Here is a 16,947-nt window from a genome sequence, read left to right on the forward strand (position 1 = left end):
GGAGCAATGGGCGAGCAGCGGAACGCTTCCGTTTCGTGGAGCTGATCGCCCATTGCGGTGAGTTGGGCGGCGAATGCCGCAGGCGTTTGGTAGTCGAGGGCTGAATGTGGGCGCGCGAGGTTGTAGTCGGCCACCCAGCGGGCGACGGCCTCGCGGGCGTGATCCAGTCCGAAGAACAGCGTCTCGTTCAGGAGTTCGTCCCGCATCTTCGAATTGAAGGCCTCGCAGATTCCGTTCGGCATCGGCTTGCCTGGGGCGATGAAATGCCAAGGCACGCCCGTCTCCTCGCTCCAGGCCAGCATCGCGTTCGAGGTGAACTCGGTGCCGTGGTCGCTGACGATGAGGTCGGGCTTGCCGCGCCGGGCGATCAGCGCCGTCAGTTCCCGCGCGACGCGGCGGCCCGAGATCGAGGTGTCGACCACCGCGGCGAGGCATTCCTTCGTCACGTCGTCAATCACGTTGAAGATCCGGAACCGCCGGCCTTGGGCGAACTGGTCGTGGACGAAATCGACCGACCAGCGCGCGTTCGGCGTGGCCACAGTCAGGAGCGGCGCCCGCGTCCCGGTCGCCTTCTTCCGCCCCCGCCGCTTGCGCACGGTGAGGCCTTCCTCGCGGTAGAGCCGTTGGGTCTTCTTGCGGTTCACGACATGTCCCTCCCGCCTGAGCAGAACGTGCAGCCTCCGGTAGCCGAACCGGCGGCGCTCAGAGGCCAGCGCCCGCAGGCGCTCGCGCAGATCGTGGTCATCGGGTCGTCGGCTGCGGTAGCGGATCGAGGTCCGGTCTGCGCCGATCACGGCACACGCCCGCCGCTCGCTCATCTCGTGCTTCTCCACGAGGATCGCGACGGCTTCGCGCCTGGCGGCGGGCGTTACCACTTTCGCGACAGGAGATCCTTCAGCGCGGCCTGATCAAGCAGGGATTCCGCCAGCAGCCGCTTCAGACGGCCATTCTCCTCCTCGAGCGCCTTCAGCCGCTTCGCGTCCGACACGTCCATGCCGCCGAACTTGGCCTTCCAGGCGTAAAAGGTCGCGCTGCTGATCCCATGCCGACGGCACAGCTCCGCCGTCTTCGCACCGGCTTCCTGCTCCCGCAGAATGCCGATGATCTGCTCTTCCGTGAACTTCGATCTCTTCATGGTCCGGTCCTCTTCTCGGGCCGGACTCCAGTATCAGATGGAGGAACTATCGGGGGTCAGACCAATCCGGTGACGAAGTACGTCTCCGTCTCGGCCACCGACATGTTCCAGGCCACCAGCGGCGCGTCGGCGATGTCTACCGACACCACCTCGGCCCAGCCGCCGTCCGCCTGTTGCAATGCATCGCCCGGGCGCAGGTAGGCCGCATCAATCCAGGCACCGCCCGCGACCGGACCCTCGTACCAGTGCCCCTCCGCGCTCGCCGGGGTCAGCCGCGCGCCCGATGGCACCGCGAAGAACGGGTGGCGGACATTCGACACGATGGTCTGCACCGCGCCGGTGTCCGCATCCGCCAGCCCGACCGTCACCGTCACGTCGTAGTCCGCGGAGGACGGGAACCCAAAGGCGCGGAACGCCGTCTCCCCGGTCGCTGCGTCCCGCGAAAGCACCTGCATCGTCTCGGGGTCCAGCGCGTCGATCCGTACCAACCCTTGGTCCGTCACCACCAGCGTCGACCCGTCGAAGGAGCAGGTGCACCGCGTACCCGTGCAGCTCGGGCCGCCAGGCTCGGGGCGCGACGTCCCCCGATTTGGCAAGCGCCCCGGCGTCACCGCATCCAGCGCCGCCGTGCCGCACAGGAACGCCGCGCTTCCTCCACCGCCGGTGCCCATGGCATAGGCCCCGATGGCGGTCCCGCAGTCGACACCCGCCAGAAATCCGCCGATCGCACCGGCCAGGTTCATGACACCCAAGCCGACGGTTCTTACGGCAGACCGGATTGCCTGAGTTGACGCGCTGCTCGTGGCACCTGACTCCGCGCTCGACGTCAGCCCGCTCGGGTCGGTCGCATTGAACGGATCGTTCTCGACATAGGCGTAGAGGTTCAGATCCCCCGCCGCGAAGCCGATGGGGTCCTGTTGCAGGAACTGGCCGAGCGCCGGATCGTAGTGCCGCGCGCGGTAGTAGATCAGCCCGCTCTCGGCGTCGTGCTCCCGGCCCGTGTAGCCGTAGCGCGGCGCGTCGGCCTCGGCCCCGGTGACGTAGGTCCGCTGCCCGAAGCTGTCGTATTCGACCTCGGAGGCCACAGCCCCCGTCGCCACGCTGACGGCGATGGCAATGGAGCCCAGGCGGTTCGCCAGCAGCGACCGCAGCGAGCCCGATCCCGGGGCCGTCGTCCCCGCGTAGTCCTCGACCTCCAGCGGCTCGTCCACCCGCGGGCCGTGCAGCCAGCGGCGGGCCAGCGCGGACACAACGCGGCAGCCGAACATTGTCAATTGACTTATGCTCTACGTTCCTGCGCAGCTTCCAACTCTTTCCGCCGCCTGTGGAATTCAGTGTACGCCGCGTGGCTCTTATCAATGAACGCCTCCAGTAAATTTCGGTCGTCCGCTAGAACAACATGGACAATGCAGGTTTCCGTCAGATTGCCCGCCTCATGGAGGAAGACCATGTTTTCGAGTGAGCGGTCGATTAGACGACACTCATTCGTACACACCTCAAGAGTTTCTATACCATTATCGCCGGTATATCCCCACCGCCCACGATCGTTATGTTGTAGGGCATCTATAGCCCATACGTCGAGAACCGCACCCCGGACAAACGCCGCGTCGTTCGCCGTAATCACGATCTTCATGGCCATCCTCCTACGGATCCGACGATCTTGATGTCCGCCACTGTGCCGGTGCCGGGATTCCACTGATAATGGACCGTTGCCGTGCTTCCGTTGCCGCCCCTTACCGTCAGCTGCATCTTTTGCCAACCATCACTCGCCGCAAATCTCGGGTCATTGTTCATGCGCAATAAAACTCGACCACTTGCTGGACTATTCAGCGCAGTCTCCATCGCCATCTGTTCTCGAAGCGTCTGCGGCTCAGTCCATTGGTCCGGGTTTGCGGTCGAAATATCTAAGTATTCCTCATCATTCGATATATCAGGAATGTAAGGAACTGGCCATCTCGGTTCTTCAGGTCCACCATTGTGTCCTATCGGCGGGGACTCCCCTTGCCTCGTCCGCCATTCTTCGAGATGGCCGGGAACTTGAGAGATCGCTGCATTGATCTGTCCTAGCAAGGACATCAAGCCAGAAAAAATGCCCCCCACAGAAGAACGACACGGATCAGTAGCCGCACAAATCGCCGCTCCTCCCGCCGCAGCGGCTCCGGCCATACTTCCAAATTGGAGACTCGAACTCAGCCCACTCGGATCGGTCGCATTGAACGGATCGTTCTCCACATAGGCGTAGAGGTTCAGATCTCCCGCCGCGAAGCCGATCGGGTCCTGTTGCAGGAACTGGCCGAGCGCCGGGTCGTAGTGCCGGGCGCGGTAGTAGATCAGCCCGCTCTCGGCGTCGTGCTCCCGGCCCGTGTAGCCGTAGCGCGTCGCGTCGGCTTCGGTCCCGGTGACGTAGCTGCGCTGCCCGAAGCTGTCGTACTCGACCTCGGAGGCCACAGCCCCCGTCGCCACGCTGACCGCAATGGCAATCGAGCCCAGGCGGTTCGCCAGCAGCGCCCGCAGCGAGCCCGACCCGGGCGCCGTCGTCCCCGCGTAGTCCTCGACCTCCAGCGGCTCGTCCACCCGAGGGCCGTGCAGCCAACGTCGGGCCAAGGTACCACCCTCGAAGTCCATCACCACCTCCGACGCCGTCGGGTCCAGCGACCAGGCGTCGAGGACGTAGGCCTCGACCGAGCCATCCACCGTCTTCGCGATCCGCCGATCCAGCGCGTCGTAGGCGTAGGTCGCCGTCGTCACACCGTCGGTGTAGCTCACCAACCGGTTCTGGCTGTCGTAGCCATAGCTCTCCACCACGCCGTCCGCCTTCGACACCCGCGACACCCGGTTGCCCCGGTCATCGTAGAAGTAGGTGTAATCGTCATCCTCGGTCAGCTGGTTGTGCGCGTTCGACACGTGGAGGTCCGACAGATGCGAGGCGAAGCGATTGCCCTCCTCGTCGTAGGCATAGTCCTCGACCGGGAGCAGCGCCCCCGACCCCGATCCATCCGCCACGTCCGACCCGCGATCCACCTGCACCAGGCGGTCCAGGCTGTCGTAGGACAGGCGGCGGGATGCGGAGGGCGTCAGCTCGTCGATGATTGTCGTGAGTTTGCCGTCGGCGGCGTAGCCGTAGTCGAGGTCCAGCACCGGCACGCTTGCCTGCGCATGGGTCAGCGATGACAGCAGCCCATTCGTGTAACCCATGGTCGACACCCGCCCGGAGGTCGACGTGAACGACGTCCGCCGCCCTTCCCCGTCGTAGCCGAAGGAGAACGCCGTGCCCCAAGGCGCCGTCAGGTTCGTCAGACGGCTTTCCGGATCGTAGGCATAGGTTGTCGTCCCGCCCAGGCTGTCCGACATCGACGTGCGCCGCGAGAGCGCATCGTAGGTGTAGGTGAGCGTGATCTCAGGTTGCGGCCCGACCGTGCCATCCGTCGTCATCGCGACCAGACGATCCCGAACGTCATAAGCCATGGTCAGGCGGCTGTCGCCATCGGCAGCTGCAATCAGGTTGCCAACCGGGTCGTAGCCGTAGGTGAGCGTATTGTCGGGCGTCACCACTTGCGTCCGGCGCGACAGTCCATCGTAGGTGGCGGTTTCGACCTGACCGTTCTCGCGGGTGAGCACGGTCAGGTTGTCGCGTCCATCATAGCTGCGCGCGATCGTGCGGCCCAGCGGGTCCGTCCGTCCGGTCATCCGGTCAAGCGGATCGTAGGCGAATACCGTCCGTCCCGCGCGCCCGTCGGTCACCGCCAGGATGTTGTCGCGCAGGTCGTATTCGAACCGTTTCACGAAGCCTTCGGGATCGGTCACCTCGATCATCCGACCGATGTCATCATATACGTAATCGTGCTCGGCACCGGTCCCGTCGATATGACGGACCACGTCTCCTGCTTCATCGTAGACGCGCGTGATCAGACCCTCTGCCGGATCGTCGACCGTCACCAGACGCTCCAGCGCATCGTAGGTCATCGTCGTCACCAGACCGGTCTCATCCGTGATCGTCGCAACATTGCCAGCCGCGTCGTAGGTATAGCGGGTTATACCATCGATCTGAGCGCCATCAGGGCCCGTAACCTCAACGGTCAGCATCCGGTTCAGATCGTCGAACGTCCGCAAGACCCGCCGCTCCTCCGGCAAGCCCTCGGCTTCGATGACCGTGACCATGTTGCCCCGCGCATCGTATTCAATGCGCGTGATTGTTCCGTCAGGGTAGGTCATCGACGTCATGTTCTGATCGTCGTCATAGGTATAGCTGGTAGTCCGCCCGTTCTCGTCGGTGCGCGACGCGAGTTTCCCTTCCTCCGTCAGGACCATGGTTGTGATACCACCTTCGGCATCCACCATTCGGATCAACTCGCCGAACGAGTCGTACTCATATGTCGTGCCAAATCCTTCGGAGTCGGTCATCTCGGTCAAGCGCGAGAAAACAGGTTCGTATTCGTAGCGCGTCGTCCGGACAGCCGTTGTCCCAACCGCTTCCCTTCGCAACACGACATTGCCGCGAGCATCGTAGGCCATCTCGTCGATCAGGCGTCCCGTGGGCGACCCGGTCGAAGGACGGTCCACACGGGTGACAAGATTGGCATCATCCCTGGCAATTCGGGTCTCGCGACCCAACGGGTCGGTCATTCGGACGATGGCGCCGAATGAATTGACTTCCACCTGCGTCTCCTCACCCCGACGATCCGTCACGGTCGTGATGCGATCCTCGGGCGCGACGACCCGCAGAGTACCGGGCGTGTCGAGACTGGCCAGCCCGAGCGAAGATGCGATCTGCATCGAGATGCTCGATCCGTCAGGCAGGGTTGCCCCGCTGAGACGTCCGGTTGCATCAAAGGCATAGCGGGTCTCATTGCCATTCTGATTGGTCGTCGAGACAAGACGGCCCCGATCGTCGTATTCGAAAGCAACGGTGGCCCCATCCGGCTCGGTTAGCCCGAGCATCGTGGGAATATCGACCTGATCGTCATATTCGAACGTCGTGATCCGGCCTGCGTCATCGGTAATTGAGGCCATGCGGCCAAGTGCATCGTAGGCAAAGCTTGTCACGCCGCCGACCTGATCAGTCACCGTTTCCAGGCGACCATTGAGGCCGTAGGCGAACTCGCGACGGTTGCCCTGCTGATCGACTTCCGCAACCTGCAAGCCCTCAGCGTTGAACAGAACGCGCGTCCCGTCCGTATAGCGTCGCTCCCAAGTCCCATCGTCCAGCCGTGTCAGAGTCGAAAATTCCCCGTCACCCGAGATAAGTCGACCGGTCAGTGAAGGTTTTGAGAAGAAGATCGTATTCTGGAACCGCTGCGTCGTCACAGCATCCAGACTTCCGTCACCGTCGAGATCTACGACTTCAAGATCCCCGAAGCCGAACGGGAGCAGACCCGTCTCGAATGGCGCGAAAGTTCCGTCACCCCTACCCTCATAGACGTGTACGGCTCCACCCGTTGATGCGACGATATCTGGAATGCCGTCTCCGTTGGCGTCAGCGATGCTGATTGGCATAGCGCTGCTGGCTTGCGGAGGACGCGGCAGACTTCCCAGCGATACCCTGCTCGCCGAGAACAACGACAGCGCTGACGATGTGCTGTAGAGAATTTCCTCACTGCCATTTCCATCAATATCGATGAGCTTCAGGTACTCACCGAACAGGTTCGGGAACGCGCCCCCCAGATCGGCATCCGACAGCGTGAAACTACGCTGGCCCGTATTCGCGAGCAGATCAATCCCTCGGACGGTGCGGAACGCGAGGTCGATGTCGCCGTCGCCGTCGAGGTCACCCGCTTCAAGTTGAATAGCTCCGCCGTCTCCGGAGAACAAACTCCGCTGATGGATTATGGTCGATTCGATCCGTCTGGCTGTGTTGCCCCAATCGACAATTATGGCGCGCTGCAAGGAGAAGCGGCCTCCCGCTGTATGTGAGCGAACGACATCTTCAATTCCATCGCTGTCGAGATCCACCACGATGGCATCAAGAAAGTTCGTTCCGTCACCCACACCCGCACGGTCGAAAGACGCGAAACCACCTCCGGACAGGCCATTGCGATACCCGAATCTGTCTTCAAGTTGGAAACCGAACGCGAGATCATTGAACCCATCCATGTCACGGTCAATAACCTCCACCGCGGTAAGGTTCGGTGTCCAACTGCCGGTGTTCGGAACGACATTCGGATCACCGACTGCCAAAAGCTCAACATCCTCGAACCCCCGCCGTCCAAGATTGCGCAAAAGGCCGACGGATCCGGTCCCACTGTCCGGCCAAACGACATCCGGAAGATCGTCGCCGTTTATGTCGCCGATCGCCAGTCGTCCAGGGCCGCGTGCAGGAAACACGAACGGCTCTGGGTCGAACTCTGTCAGGGTCGGCTCGCTCTCGAATACCGCGACTGCGTCGTCACTTATGATGGAAAGCGAACGACCTTGTCTGTCCACCACAAGTTTCTGCAACCCCGCGATCGACCAACCCCGGCCGTAAGTGCTTTCGACTTCGTTCTGAATATATAGCTCGCCATCGTGAGACGCGCCCACAGTTGAGCAGGCATATTTCGCCCGCGTCGTGAAACTGTAAGGATATCGACCACTCGTTATCGATTGTGCATCTATGGTGGAAGGCTGGCGAAGGGTCACACGCTCTCCGAGAAGCGCCGGCGCGGACCCGGACGCCAGATCCCTCGGATTCCACTGACGGCCGTCCGATACGGTCACTCCGGCCAAATCCAGTTGCGTCATCAACGTCTGCGGAAGCGAAGCACGCGCATCAATCGTAACATCGCCGGCAACGATCAGAGTAGGATCCGCGGCCGTCGAATGGTACGCAAGCGCAACGGCTTGGCCCTCGTCGAACGCCCGATACCCTGGCAGAACATATGTTTGCTCAAGGTCGCCTTCGAACGGCGTCAACGTCCGGTTGTGGCCGTCGACCATATCTTCGGATGGGATGCTTGTTGGACGAAGCGGGAGCAGTGAGATCATCGCTCCCCCGTCGGCAAGGACGACCGACGCCGTAACCGTCGCACCGCCAGCTTCCACAGACCCTTCAGAAACAGGTATGAACCGCGTTCCGCCCGCGCCCATGCGCCAGACGTCGAGAGCGGCTCCCTCCGCCAGACCGTCCACGTTGTTGGCTGTAACCGCCACGGGAGCATTGAAACGGGCACCCGGCGCGTCGAGCGCGAAGGTATGGCACGCTTGGACGTCGTCCGGCATCCCTGTCGGCTGGAAGAGCTGCGGCAAGGTGCCAAGACAAACTTCGCCCGCGTAAGCCGCTCCGCTACTATCGGTCACACTGTCGGCCGGAAGCGTTGCCCTAATTCCCGCGACAGATGACGTCAGAATAGTCGGGGTACCGGCAACAACGGGCGAGCAACCCTGATTGAGAGGAACGAGCAGGATTTCAGGATCGATGTCGCGGTCCTGATTCTCGGTTATCTGAACGACACGGGACACTGTAGCATAGCCAGAAGCTCCGCCCGTCGGCGACACGATGACCTGATCGCTTCTCCCGGTCAGTCCGCCGAAGCGGAATCTTCCATCGGCATCCGAAACCGTATCAAGCGCCGCAGTCTCGATGCGAACCGGGACACCCACAACCGGAGTCTCGATCCCAGCCGCAAAATCGACCGCATCCAGCAGCCGACCATTGACCGCCGTCTCGCCCGCATCCGCTGGTATCACCAAGACAGACACATCGGCCGTGTCGGTCAGGCGTCCGTCCGAAACGGTAACCGTCAGGTCGTAACGTCCCTCCTGCCCGGCTTCGGGCCGGAAGGAGAGTAGACCGGTCGCTGCGTCGAAGGACGCGTTCTCGACAAGCGGAAGCGGCGTCACCGTGAATGTCAGCGTGTCCCCTTCGGCATCGAAAGCCGAAACATCGAGAGACAGCTTCAGCCCGAGTTCTACCGTATATTCCGCAAGCAACTCACCGAGGATTGGCGCGGTGTTGCGTGCGCCGGCGGACACCGAAATCTCCGCCGTGCTCTCTAGCGTGCCGTCACTAACCGTGACGGCAATGCGGTAGACGCCTCGGCGGTCGGCCGAGAACCCGGCCGATGAGCCATCATCCAAAGCCACCAATGTGGGCGTGCTCCCGTCCGGAGCACTGAGAATTTCATAGCTGAAAGTCAATCCCTGTCCATCCGGATCGCTTGATCCGGTGGCGTCCAGAATAACATCGTCGCCGACGAAAGCCTCGGACGGGCCGGTCAGGGCCGCAACGGGTGCGCGGTTGGGAACATCCAGCGTGGACGTAACACTGTTCGAAGCGATGCCGTCCGAAACCGTCAACTCGAAAGTATAGAGCCCCGGGACGTCCGGCTGGAAGGCGGTGACGGCAGCGTCGCCCCCGATGACCACCGAGGTGCTTCCGACCGGCGATGAGGTATTGGTCCAGCTATAGGTCAGGAAATTACCATCTGGATCCGAAGAGCTCGTTGCGTCGAGAGAAAGTATCTCGCCGACAAAGGCCTGTGCTGGAACACTTGCAACAGCAACAGGCGCGGAGTTGGAAACCAATACCGAGATGACGATCGGATCGGCCGCCCAAATGCCGTCATCCACCTGCATCTGGATCAGATACGTACCAATTCGGTCCGGGATGAAAGCGACGGTCTCTGCTTCGATCAATTGCTCCGCGAACGCAGTCGCGCTGCCCGCCGGTTTGCTCAGGATTGACCACTGAAAACGCATTGCGTCGCCGTTCGGATCGACCGCGTAATCGGTCCCTGCCACGGTAATTTCTTCACCACCGACAGCGTCTATGTTGCGCGCTCTTGAAAATTGAGGTGGCAGATTCCCGTATCCGACCAGAACTGTATCCGGACGTGAAGCCAACGGCCCATCGGTCGCAACGACCTGGAGAACCGCTCCCGCCGCTGCATCCGAAAGGGTAAGGATTGGATTTGCCGCGGCAGGTGTCGACAGGGCGGCATCTTCACTGCCCATGACGAACCCAGTGACCGACCATTCGAAGTTCGCCGTCTCCGATGACGCAGCAGCGATCGGAGACACGGCCCCATCGCCACTCCGTAGAAGATCAGGTCCAGCATCGACCGAAGGTCGCGGCGCGCCGACAACGACTGCCCGAGTCTGCGGCATTGATGAGATCACGCCATCCGAAACAATAAGTTGCACGATATATGTGCCATCGACGTCGGGGGTCAGCGTTGTGGTCGGAGTGGCAAACGCAGCAAGATCGGCTTGGCTACCGGCAGGGCGATGGATCAGGGCCCACGACCACGTAATCGTATCCCCATCGAAATCATAACTTTGCGATCCATCGAACGAAAAGGCCTGGCCCGCAGCCGACGTAGAGGCCTCTATGCGCGCCACTGGGGCAATTGGACCCTCGCCGACGACAAGGCGTTGGTAGGTATCTGAGGGCGTCAAACCATCCGAGATCCGCGCGCGAACAATGTATTCCCCATCCTGGGGCGCCAAGAGATCGAGCGTCCCGTCCTGACGGGTCACCGTAGAACTCGCAACTCTTCCCGGGGCCGAGATCAAGTCCAGCGTCCCCATCAATCGGTCGCCGTCGATATCTGAACTCGCATAGGGTGACACCCTTGTGCTTGTCGGCAACGCACGGCGTTCTGCGAACTGCAAAGCGGCATTTGGCGCAACCTGCCGTCCGCGACGTGGTTCGTAGAAATCCACACTGCGCGCGATAAGCGGCTGCCGTTGCAGATCCTTACCGATGACGTTCTCTAGCGTGACGGTCAGAGCGGGCGCTTCCCCGAACCGCAACGTTAGATCCGCTACGGAGGGGTCTGGGGAAATCAGCGCGTCGGTAAGGCTGTCACCATCCCGTTCGATTTCGCGCACGAAATTGAAAAAATCTCTGCGCTTGGACAGATCATAAGCTCTCCCACCAAAAACGAACCGGAGGGTGTCGAAGCTCTGCTCGCCGCCACCGTTCACGTCAAAATCCGGAATGACGATATCGCCGGTTTTATCCTCAACCGCGCCAAGATCGAAAACGACGCGCGGCCCTCCGTCGTTCGAAAGGTTCCGGTCATAGGATGTCCGGAACCTGAGGCCTTCTTCCGAACCTTCCTGATATGTCGCTGCGACACAGCTGGTCGACGAAACCAGTCCGGTCGTATCCGTCACCGTGAGACCGAAAACATAGTCGCCGACGACGTCGAACGCCACGTCGACAAACGGCTCCGCAGTGTCTTCAATCGTGACGGCACTCCCATCGGGTTTCTTTTCGACCGTCCAAGCATAGCGCAACGCGTCGCCGTCGGGATCGAAGCTGTCGGACCCGTCGAGGGTCAGCCGATCCATGATCGAAGGTACCCCAACCGCACGCACCCGAGATTGCGGGGGGACGCCTTCGGTTCCGGCAACGATCTCGACCGTGCGCAGCACAACTCCGTCTGTCACCGCCGCGTCACGTATCTCCGCGGCGGCCCGCCAGGTCCCCGGAACGTCGGCCGTAAAGGCCGGGCGCACGGCGGCTGGGTCCGAGAAATCTGCGACACTGACAGCTGGACGGTCGAGCCAGCGCCAGGAAACAGCCAGCTCGTCGAGTTCCAGACCGGCGATCGCCTCGAGGGGATCGAGGTAGACCGGTTTACCTACGGACGCGATCGTGGAGAGGACGGGTACACGACAAGCGGATTGGGGCTCGCACCGACCAAGATGAAAACAGGCATCGAAAGCTTGGGGACCAGACGCCTTTGTCTTGCGCACGCCGCTGATGTCGAACGTCGCGACGTAGGTGCCGGGACCTCTGCCTTCTACCACCAGGTGACCGGGGGCCACCCTGAACGCTTCTGAGAAGTCACCGCCGTATTTCGTCAATGTGACGATTTGACCTGTCTGCCCATCGTTCTGGAGCCGCCAGTACGTCGTGTTCTCGCCGCTGACACCGAGACTCGTCAGGTTGTCGGCACGCACAACACCGGCAGGAAACGCGAGCAGAAAGAGGACCAACAGTAGAGGAAGCTTCAGAGGCGACGCGGAACACACTGGCAAGAACTCGCGCAAAGCGCGCCCTGTCGAATTAAACATCTTGATTTCCCGTGGCCATGCAATCCTCACAGCGAAGTTACCCCGCGATATTCGGAAGGCAATACTCTTTTGCCGCAAGTGGACGGGTGAGACCCTCCGGCTGCATATTGTGAGCAACTGGTCTGCAAGGCCTTCAGAACATGTCTCATAACGAACATCATGGGGCTCAGAACCCCTCAACCGGCCAATATCACCGCCGCGACCTCCTCCGGCGGCGGCTTCGCAGGCCTGCACGTGGCCGAGTACGGAGGGGATGCGGTCCTCCCTGCCCGGGACGCGAATCGGGGCATCCGCATCCCGACCCCGGATGTAGCCACGCCGCTCGACACGCGGCCGGGCTTCGGCCGGACCCTGTCGGACCTGGGCCTCCCGGTCTCGACCGGTCCGGCCTTTCGGCCGATTTCGTCACCGGTCTGACGGCCTATCTCGGGACGACGCTTGTGAACGCGCATAGCCGCACGACCTTAGGGACGACACAGATCAAAGCCGCCGACCTGCGCGCCCTGCCGTGCCCCTCCCCCCATGTTCTCTCCAATCTCGGGGCATGGGCCGCGCGGCAGTCTTCGTGGCCGGATGACACCGCTCTCGACGATCGTCTTGACGATCTGCTGGAAGGCCCGGCCGCCCGCGACCTGTGAAGGCGGCAGGGCCGGGCGCCTCGCTCGACCGCGAGGACGCAAGCGATGATCGCGGCTACGCCCCGCGCAGGGTTTCCAACTGCCTGCGCAGCCGCGCGATCTCGACGCCCGGATCGGGCCGCTCGGCGAGTACGCGGACGGCGTCGGCGACCTGCGTCATGGCGGAAGCGCAGGCGACGAGGTCGCCGCGGATGGCGGAGAGGTCCGCGAGCATCCGCTCGATCGGCTCGGCGACAGGGCGCTCGCTGCGATCGAGGAGCGCCTCGACCGCGTCAAGGAGCCGGCGGACATCTGCGTGGAGCGCGTCGTGCGGGCCGGGCGTGCGAGTGTGATGGGTCATGGCAGTGTTCCGTTTCTGGAAGTTGGGGAGCGAGACGAAGTCGCGTCAGGGCGCGGGGCCATCGTCGTGGTTCGGCAGAGTCGGCCCTTCGACTTCGGTTCCGACCCTCTTGGGACGTGGGATCGGCGACATCGCAGCCAGGGCGGCGAGGGAACGGCGGACCTTGTCGAAGCCGCCTCCGGCCGCCCATCCGGCCAAGGCATGTGTCACCGCGTCGTATCCGGCGACATGGGCGATCCGGTCAAAGAGCCGTTCCGCGAGTCGGCGCAGGGTGAGCCCGGCGGAGAGGACGGGCGCGGCCGGAACGCGAAGGATCGCGGCGGGGTCGACGAGATCGGATGGCCGCGTGATGTCTGGGCCGTAGACCCGGGCATTCTCCGCCGCCCGCGCGGTCCAGGCGGCGCGCAGCCGCTCCAGTGCCGCGGCGAGGACCTGCTCCCGCGCCGCGAGGACCATGGGATCGGGCGGCGTCGGGGCCGCGTCGCAGAGCGTCCCGTGGAAGATCAGGGGCGTCCCTTCAGCCCCATCCTTCGGGGCCAGCACGATGGCGTCGTCGCGCAGCCCGCCGACCTGCCAACCGAGATCGTCCAGCATCGGGGCGAGCCCGTCGAGCAGACCCGCCCGGTCCGTCGCCCCGCCCCGGGCGATGGACTTGGCCGCGAGAAGCAATCGCGGCCGCGCGTCCTCCTGGTCGAGGCGCGCGCCCTCTCTTGGGTCGAGTCGCCCGTCTTCGCGATCATCCCCCTGCCCGCGTCGCGCTTCGATCCAGCGCCCGAGCGCCGCGGCGCGCCGCTCGAGCCACGACGGTCCGCGGACAGCGGCGGCGTTGCGGGGATCGCGCGGGTCGTGCCAGCTGAAGGCCCCGTTGAGCGTGTCCTCGAAGGCGGCCCAGGCCACCCGGCTCGCGGCGACGGGCGGGTGCGGGTTGAAGGCCCGGGGAATGCGCCGACCGGAAGCCGTCGGGACCATCACGCAGGCCGGGACAAGGATATTGATCTCCAGCCGCCCGGTATGGAGATGGGTACTCACGAGCACCGGCGGACGTGCCTCGGGGGCGAATCCGGAATGGGCCGTTTCCATCCACAACTCGATCGCCGCGTCGATCCTGCGGAGAGTCTCCCGGTCGCGTCGACGCCATTTCTCAATATCGACTTCGTTTTTCGCAAAGCTGAGCGTCGCGCATCTGTAGCGCCGTTCCGTCTCCAATATGTCGATCGTCCGGGCGACGATCCGGGGATCACCGCGCAGGATCTCCGGAGCCGGATCGCGGGCGATGCGGTCACGCCGCCCGCCGATCACCACGGGGACGGTCTCGTCGAGAAGGTAGCCAATCACGCGGCGCGCGGTGCCGCCGGTATGGCGCGACCAGACGAGGATCACCGGCCCCGCCCCGATGTGGCGTCCAGCGCCCGGATCAAGCGGTCGTCGATACGGTCGAGCGCGCCGCAGATGTGCAGCGTCTGGACCGGTGTGGTCCCTTCGATGACCGACGCGAGCAGGTCAAGGATGCCGTCCATGGCAAGGCGCATCTCGTCGATCAGCTCCCCCGCGTCGGGAGTGGACGAGACCGGCGTGTCGAGCGCGGCCTCCGCGACGTAGCGCGAGCGCGACACGGCCCGCGCCGCCGCCGCCGCGCCGATGGCGGCCCATTCGCGGTCCGTCAGATGGATGCGCCGCGGCCTTGTCGGGACCGCACTTCTCGGGCGTCGTCTCGTCATCGTTTCTCCTACCGGCCCCGGATGCGGCCTCTCGCTGTGCGGACGACGGGATATCGTTCATCAAGTTTAAGAATGAAGAATGATGACGCGCGCAGGGAAGGCGCGGCGGTGCCTCGAGTGTGGATAACTCTGGTGAAGAGAGGTCGGGCAGAGAAGGCCTCAGGAGGGTCACATCTCAGCGATACAGGGAGTTCGGCCCCCTCGCGCTGCATCGCTCAGCTAGGAAGGCAACTTTCAAAGAATGACGAGCGAACGGACCCGAGCGTGGGATGCACGCGAAGATCACATATCGTAATACGCAACTCGGCAGGCTCGTTCGGCCTGGACGAGCGCGCCCAAGGGAGACCGGATCGTCGGGTGCGAATGACGGATCCGCCAGACGGCCGCACTAGCGCGCCGCGTCTCAGTCTTCGTCTCGCAGCTCCAGGGCAGCATCGTTGTCCCGCACGTCATATCCCTGCCCGCGCAGGTGCCGCGTCAAGATGCGGCGGATCATCTCCGGTCGCGAGGGATCGTCATCAGCCCCCGCGATCAGGTCATCGAGCGCGTCGAGCATCGTCTGATGAACGCGCAGCATGACCTGGTGAGTGTTTCTCTTCGGCGGTGCCATGATCGGGATTCCTGTTTCGACACGTGGCAGAACAAGCGTCGAAGACCAGACGCTCAGTTTCGTGTTGACATTGTGATACTGATATTGCAATAGGTAAGCGGGCGATGCAGGGGCGGCAACCCCCGCACCGTCCTGACCACAACCGATCCAGCTAGGAGATCGACCATGGCTGATGCCGTCCTTACCATCCTCTTCGCGGGGGATGCACCCCGTTCCCATTCCATTCCGTGCCTCGTCTTCGGGCGCGCAGTCCAGGCCGTGGAGCGGCTGCTCCAGGCCGACACGCGTGCGGCCGGTCTGCCCTACGGCGACCCGGCATATGGCCGCGCGCCGGGGCATGCCGATCGCCAGCTCGTCCGGGCGATCGACGCGACCGCACGCGCCGCCGGGCATGCCGACGACGACCGCTACCGCGCCGCCGCGGAGATTATGCATGCGATGCTGATCTCGACCGACCCGGGTCATCTGCGCGACGGCCTCGCCGAGATGCGCCGGTTCGAGCTGCACGCCTACATCCTCGCCGACCGGACGATCCGGTTGTCGATCCTTCGCGCCGCGGGCGTCATGGAGAGCCTCCATCGCACCTGGACGACAGACAGGGATATCGAAGTCGACGATCTCGCGGCCGCGCACGATATCCAGGGCGAGGATGCCTGGGATCTGTTCGCTGATCCGACGGCGTTGATGCCCGGCTGACCGCTCCCGCCGACAAGGGCCGCGCAAAGCGGTCCGCGCCAGGGCAGGCCCGGGATCTCGCCTCGTCCGACACGCAACCCCGGTAGACGAGCCCGGTCCTGCATTGTCCGCACCATGACGGTCGGGTGCGTTCGCGCGCGCCCGTCCCGCCTGCCCCGTCCACCCGACGATCCCCAACCAGGAGACAGCCTTTCGCCCATCCCACCTCCTCGTCTTTCCAACTCCCGCTCTTCGAACACCTCGCGCCCCGGACGAGCGTCCCGCCACCGGGCGCGGCCTACGACGACCTCGCCGCCTACCCGCACGTCTCGACAGCGGTCCTCGCCCATCACGCTTGCCTGATCGGCCAGGCCGGCGCGGCCGTCGTCGACAGCGTCCTGCTCGCCCGGGGCATTCCCGTGCTCCCGGCCCCCGACGGGCAGTCCTACGATCGGCTCGCCCTGATCCGCGGCGATCCCGTCACCGTCCAAATCAAGACCACCTCGCATCCCGGTGCCGACGGCCGGTACCTTTGGAATATCGCCTGCGGCTACCGCGGTTCTCCCCGCGGCCGGCGGCCCTATGCGCGGCACGCCTTCGGGCTCCTGGCATGCGTTGTTCTTCCGGTCTCCGCGGTCTTGTTCGTCGCCCCGGGCGCGACCCGGGTCACCCTGCATCCACGCGATGTCCCCGGCCTCATACGCGATCCGCTTGCCAGCTTGCGTGACGCACTCGACGCCATCGGCATCGACGCGCCGCAGCCCCCTCCGTGAACAACGCGCCCGACATCGCCCTTCGCCCCTCCCTGTCCCTTCGCCCTCCGGAGCCCA

Annotated in this window: 11 protein-coding genes; 3 read left to right on the top strand and 8 right to left on the bottom strand. The window is 63.8% G+C overall.

The window, feature by feature from the left end; genetic code table 11:
- From BM002_RS11000 to BM002_RS11015, 4 genes are all read right to left on the bottom strand, one after another.
- Positions 1–1,135, bottom strand: a protein-coding gene (locus BM002_RS11000) for an IS3 family transposase (protein WP_245749228.1) whose coding sequence is annotated in 2 segments (ribosomal slippage) — positions 1–874 and positions 874–1,135 — 1,136 coding nt annotated over the 2 segments. Because the reading frame shifts where the segments join, the coding sequence is not laid out codon by codon here. This gene is flagged as partial in the annotation.
- 56 nt (positions 1,136–1,191) lie between these two features.
- Positions 1,192–2,403 carry an RHS repeat-associated core domain-containing protein gene (locus BM002_RS11005; RefSeq protein ID WP_092780655.1) on the bottom strand — a complete coding sequence of 404 codons (1,212 nt, stop codon included), beginning with the start codon at positions 2,401–2,403 and terminating at the stop codon, positions 1,192–1,194.
- 11 nt (positions 2,404–2,414) lie between these two features.
- The gene (locus BM002_RS11010) at positions 2,415–2,768 is read right to left on the bottom strand and encodes a hypothetical protein (protein WP_139212344.1); all 354 of its coding nucleotides are present in this window, start codon (positions 2,766–2,768) and stop codon (positions 2,415–2,417) included.
- Complete coding sequence (locus BM002_RS11015; protein ID WP_175484878.1) at positions 2,765–12,058, bottom strand: PKD domain-containing protein; 9,294 nt, start codon at positions 12,056–12,058, stop codon at positions 2,765–2,767. The genes BM002_RS11010 and BM002_RS11015 overlap by 4 nt, the downstream gene beginning before the upstream one ends.
- Before the next feature lie 237 nt (positions 12,059–12,295).
- On the opposite strand from BM002_RS11015, the gene BM002_RS11020 reads away from it, so the two are divergent.
- On the top strand, positions 12,296–12,553 hold the full coding sequence (locus tag BM002_RS11020) for a hypothetical protein (protein ID WP_092780664.1): 258 nt from the start codon (positions 12,296–12,298) through the stop codon (positions 12,551–12,553).
- A gap of 276 nt (positions 12,554–12,829) precedes the next feature.
- Here the strand turns inward: BM002_RS11020 and BM002_RS11025 are convergent, their stop codons facing one another.
- The 4 genes from BM002_RS11025 to BM002_RS11040 form a co-directional block, all read right to left on the bottom strand.
- Positions 12,830–13,114 (bottom strand): hypothetical protein, encoded by a 285-nt coding sequence (locus BM002_RS11025; RefSeq protein ID WP_092780667.1) that lies wholly within the window; start codon positions 13,112–13,114, stop codon positions 12,830–12,832.
- Between the two features lie 45 nt (positions 13,115–13,159).
- Positions 13,160–14,494 carry a hypothetical protein gene (locus BM002_RS11030; protein ID WP_092780670.1) on the bottom strand — a complete coding sequence of 445 codons (1,335 nt, stop codon included), beginning with the start codon at positions 14,492–14,494 and terminating at the stop codon, positions 13,160–13,162.
- Positions 14,491–14,832 (bottom strand): hypothetical protein, encoded by a 342-nt coding sequence (locus BM002_RS11035; RefSeq protein ID WP_092780673.1) that lies wholly within the window; start codon positions 14,830–14,832, stop codon positions 14,491–14,493. Before BM002_RS11035 ends, BM002_RS11030 begins: the two co-directional genes overlap by 4 nt.
- 403 nt (positions 14,833–15,235) lie before the next feature.
- A complete protein-coding gene (locus BM002_RS11040) occupies positions 15,236–15,409 on the bottom strand; it encodes a hypothetical protein (protein ID WP_245749229.1) in 174 nt (57 codons plus the stop codon).
- A 198-nt stretch (positions 15,410–15,607) separates the two neighbouring features.
- Between BM002_RS11040 and BM002_RS11045 the strand changes: the two genes are divergently transcribed.
- A complete protein-coding gene (locus BM002_RS11045; RefSeq protein WP_139212345.1) occupies positions 15,608–16,138 on the top strand; it encodes a hypothetical protein in 531 nt (176 codons plus the stop codon).
- Between the two features lie 125 nt (positions 16,139–16,263).
- Positions 16,264–16,890, top strand: coding sequence for a hypothetical protein (locus BM002_RS19115; RefSeq protein ID WP_139212346.1), 627 nt, complete (start codon positions 16,264–16,266; stop codon positions 16,888–16,890).
- Positions 16,891–16,947: the final 57 nt, after the last annotated feature.

It is taken from the genome of Jannaschia pohangensis (genome assembly GCF_900113875.1).
GTDB lineage: Bacteria > Pseudomonadota > Alphaproteobacteria > Rhodobacterales > Rhodobacteraceae > Jannaschia > Jannaschia pohangensis.

Excerpts from the sequence above, each read along its gene's own strand:
- BM002_RS11010 (WP_139212344.1), bottom strand. The coding sequence starts at position 2,768 with ATGAAGATCGTGATTACGGCGAACGACGCGGCGTTTGTCCGGGGTGCG.
- BM002_RS11005 (WP_092780655.1), bottom strand. The coding sequence starts at position 2,403 with ATGTTCGGCTGCCGCGTTGTGTCCGCGCTGGCCCGCCGCTGGCTGCAC.
- BM002_RS11020 (WP_092780664.1), top strand. The coding sequence starts at position 12,296 with ATGGGGCTCAGAACCCCTCAACCGGCCAATATCACCGCCGCGACCTCC.
- BM002_RS11035 (WP_092780673.1), bottom strand. The coding sequence starts at position 14,832 with ATGACGAGACGACGCCCGAGAAGTGCGGTCCCGACAAGGCCGCGGCGC.
- BM002_RS11040 (WP_245749229.1), bottom strand. The coding sequence starts at position 15,409 with ATGCTGCGCGTTCATCAGACGATGCTCGACGCGCTCGATGACCTGATC.
- BM002_RS11025 (WP_092780667.1), bottom strand. The coding sequence starts at position 13,114 with ATGACCCATCACACTCGCACGCCCGGCCCGCACGACGCGCTCCACGCA.
- BM002_RS11045 (WP_139212345.1), top strand. The coding sequence starts at position 15,608 with ATGGCTGATGCCGTCCTTACCATCCTCTTCGCGGGGGATGCACCCCGT.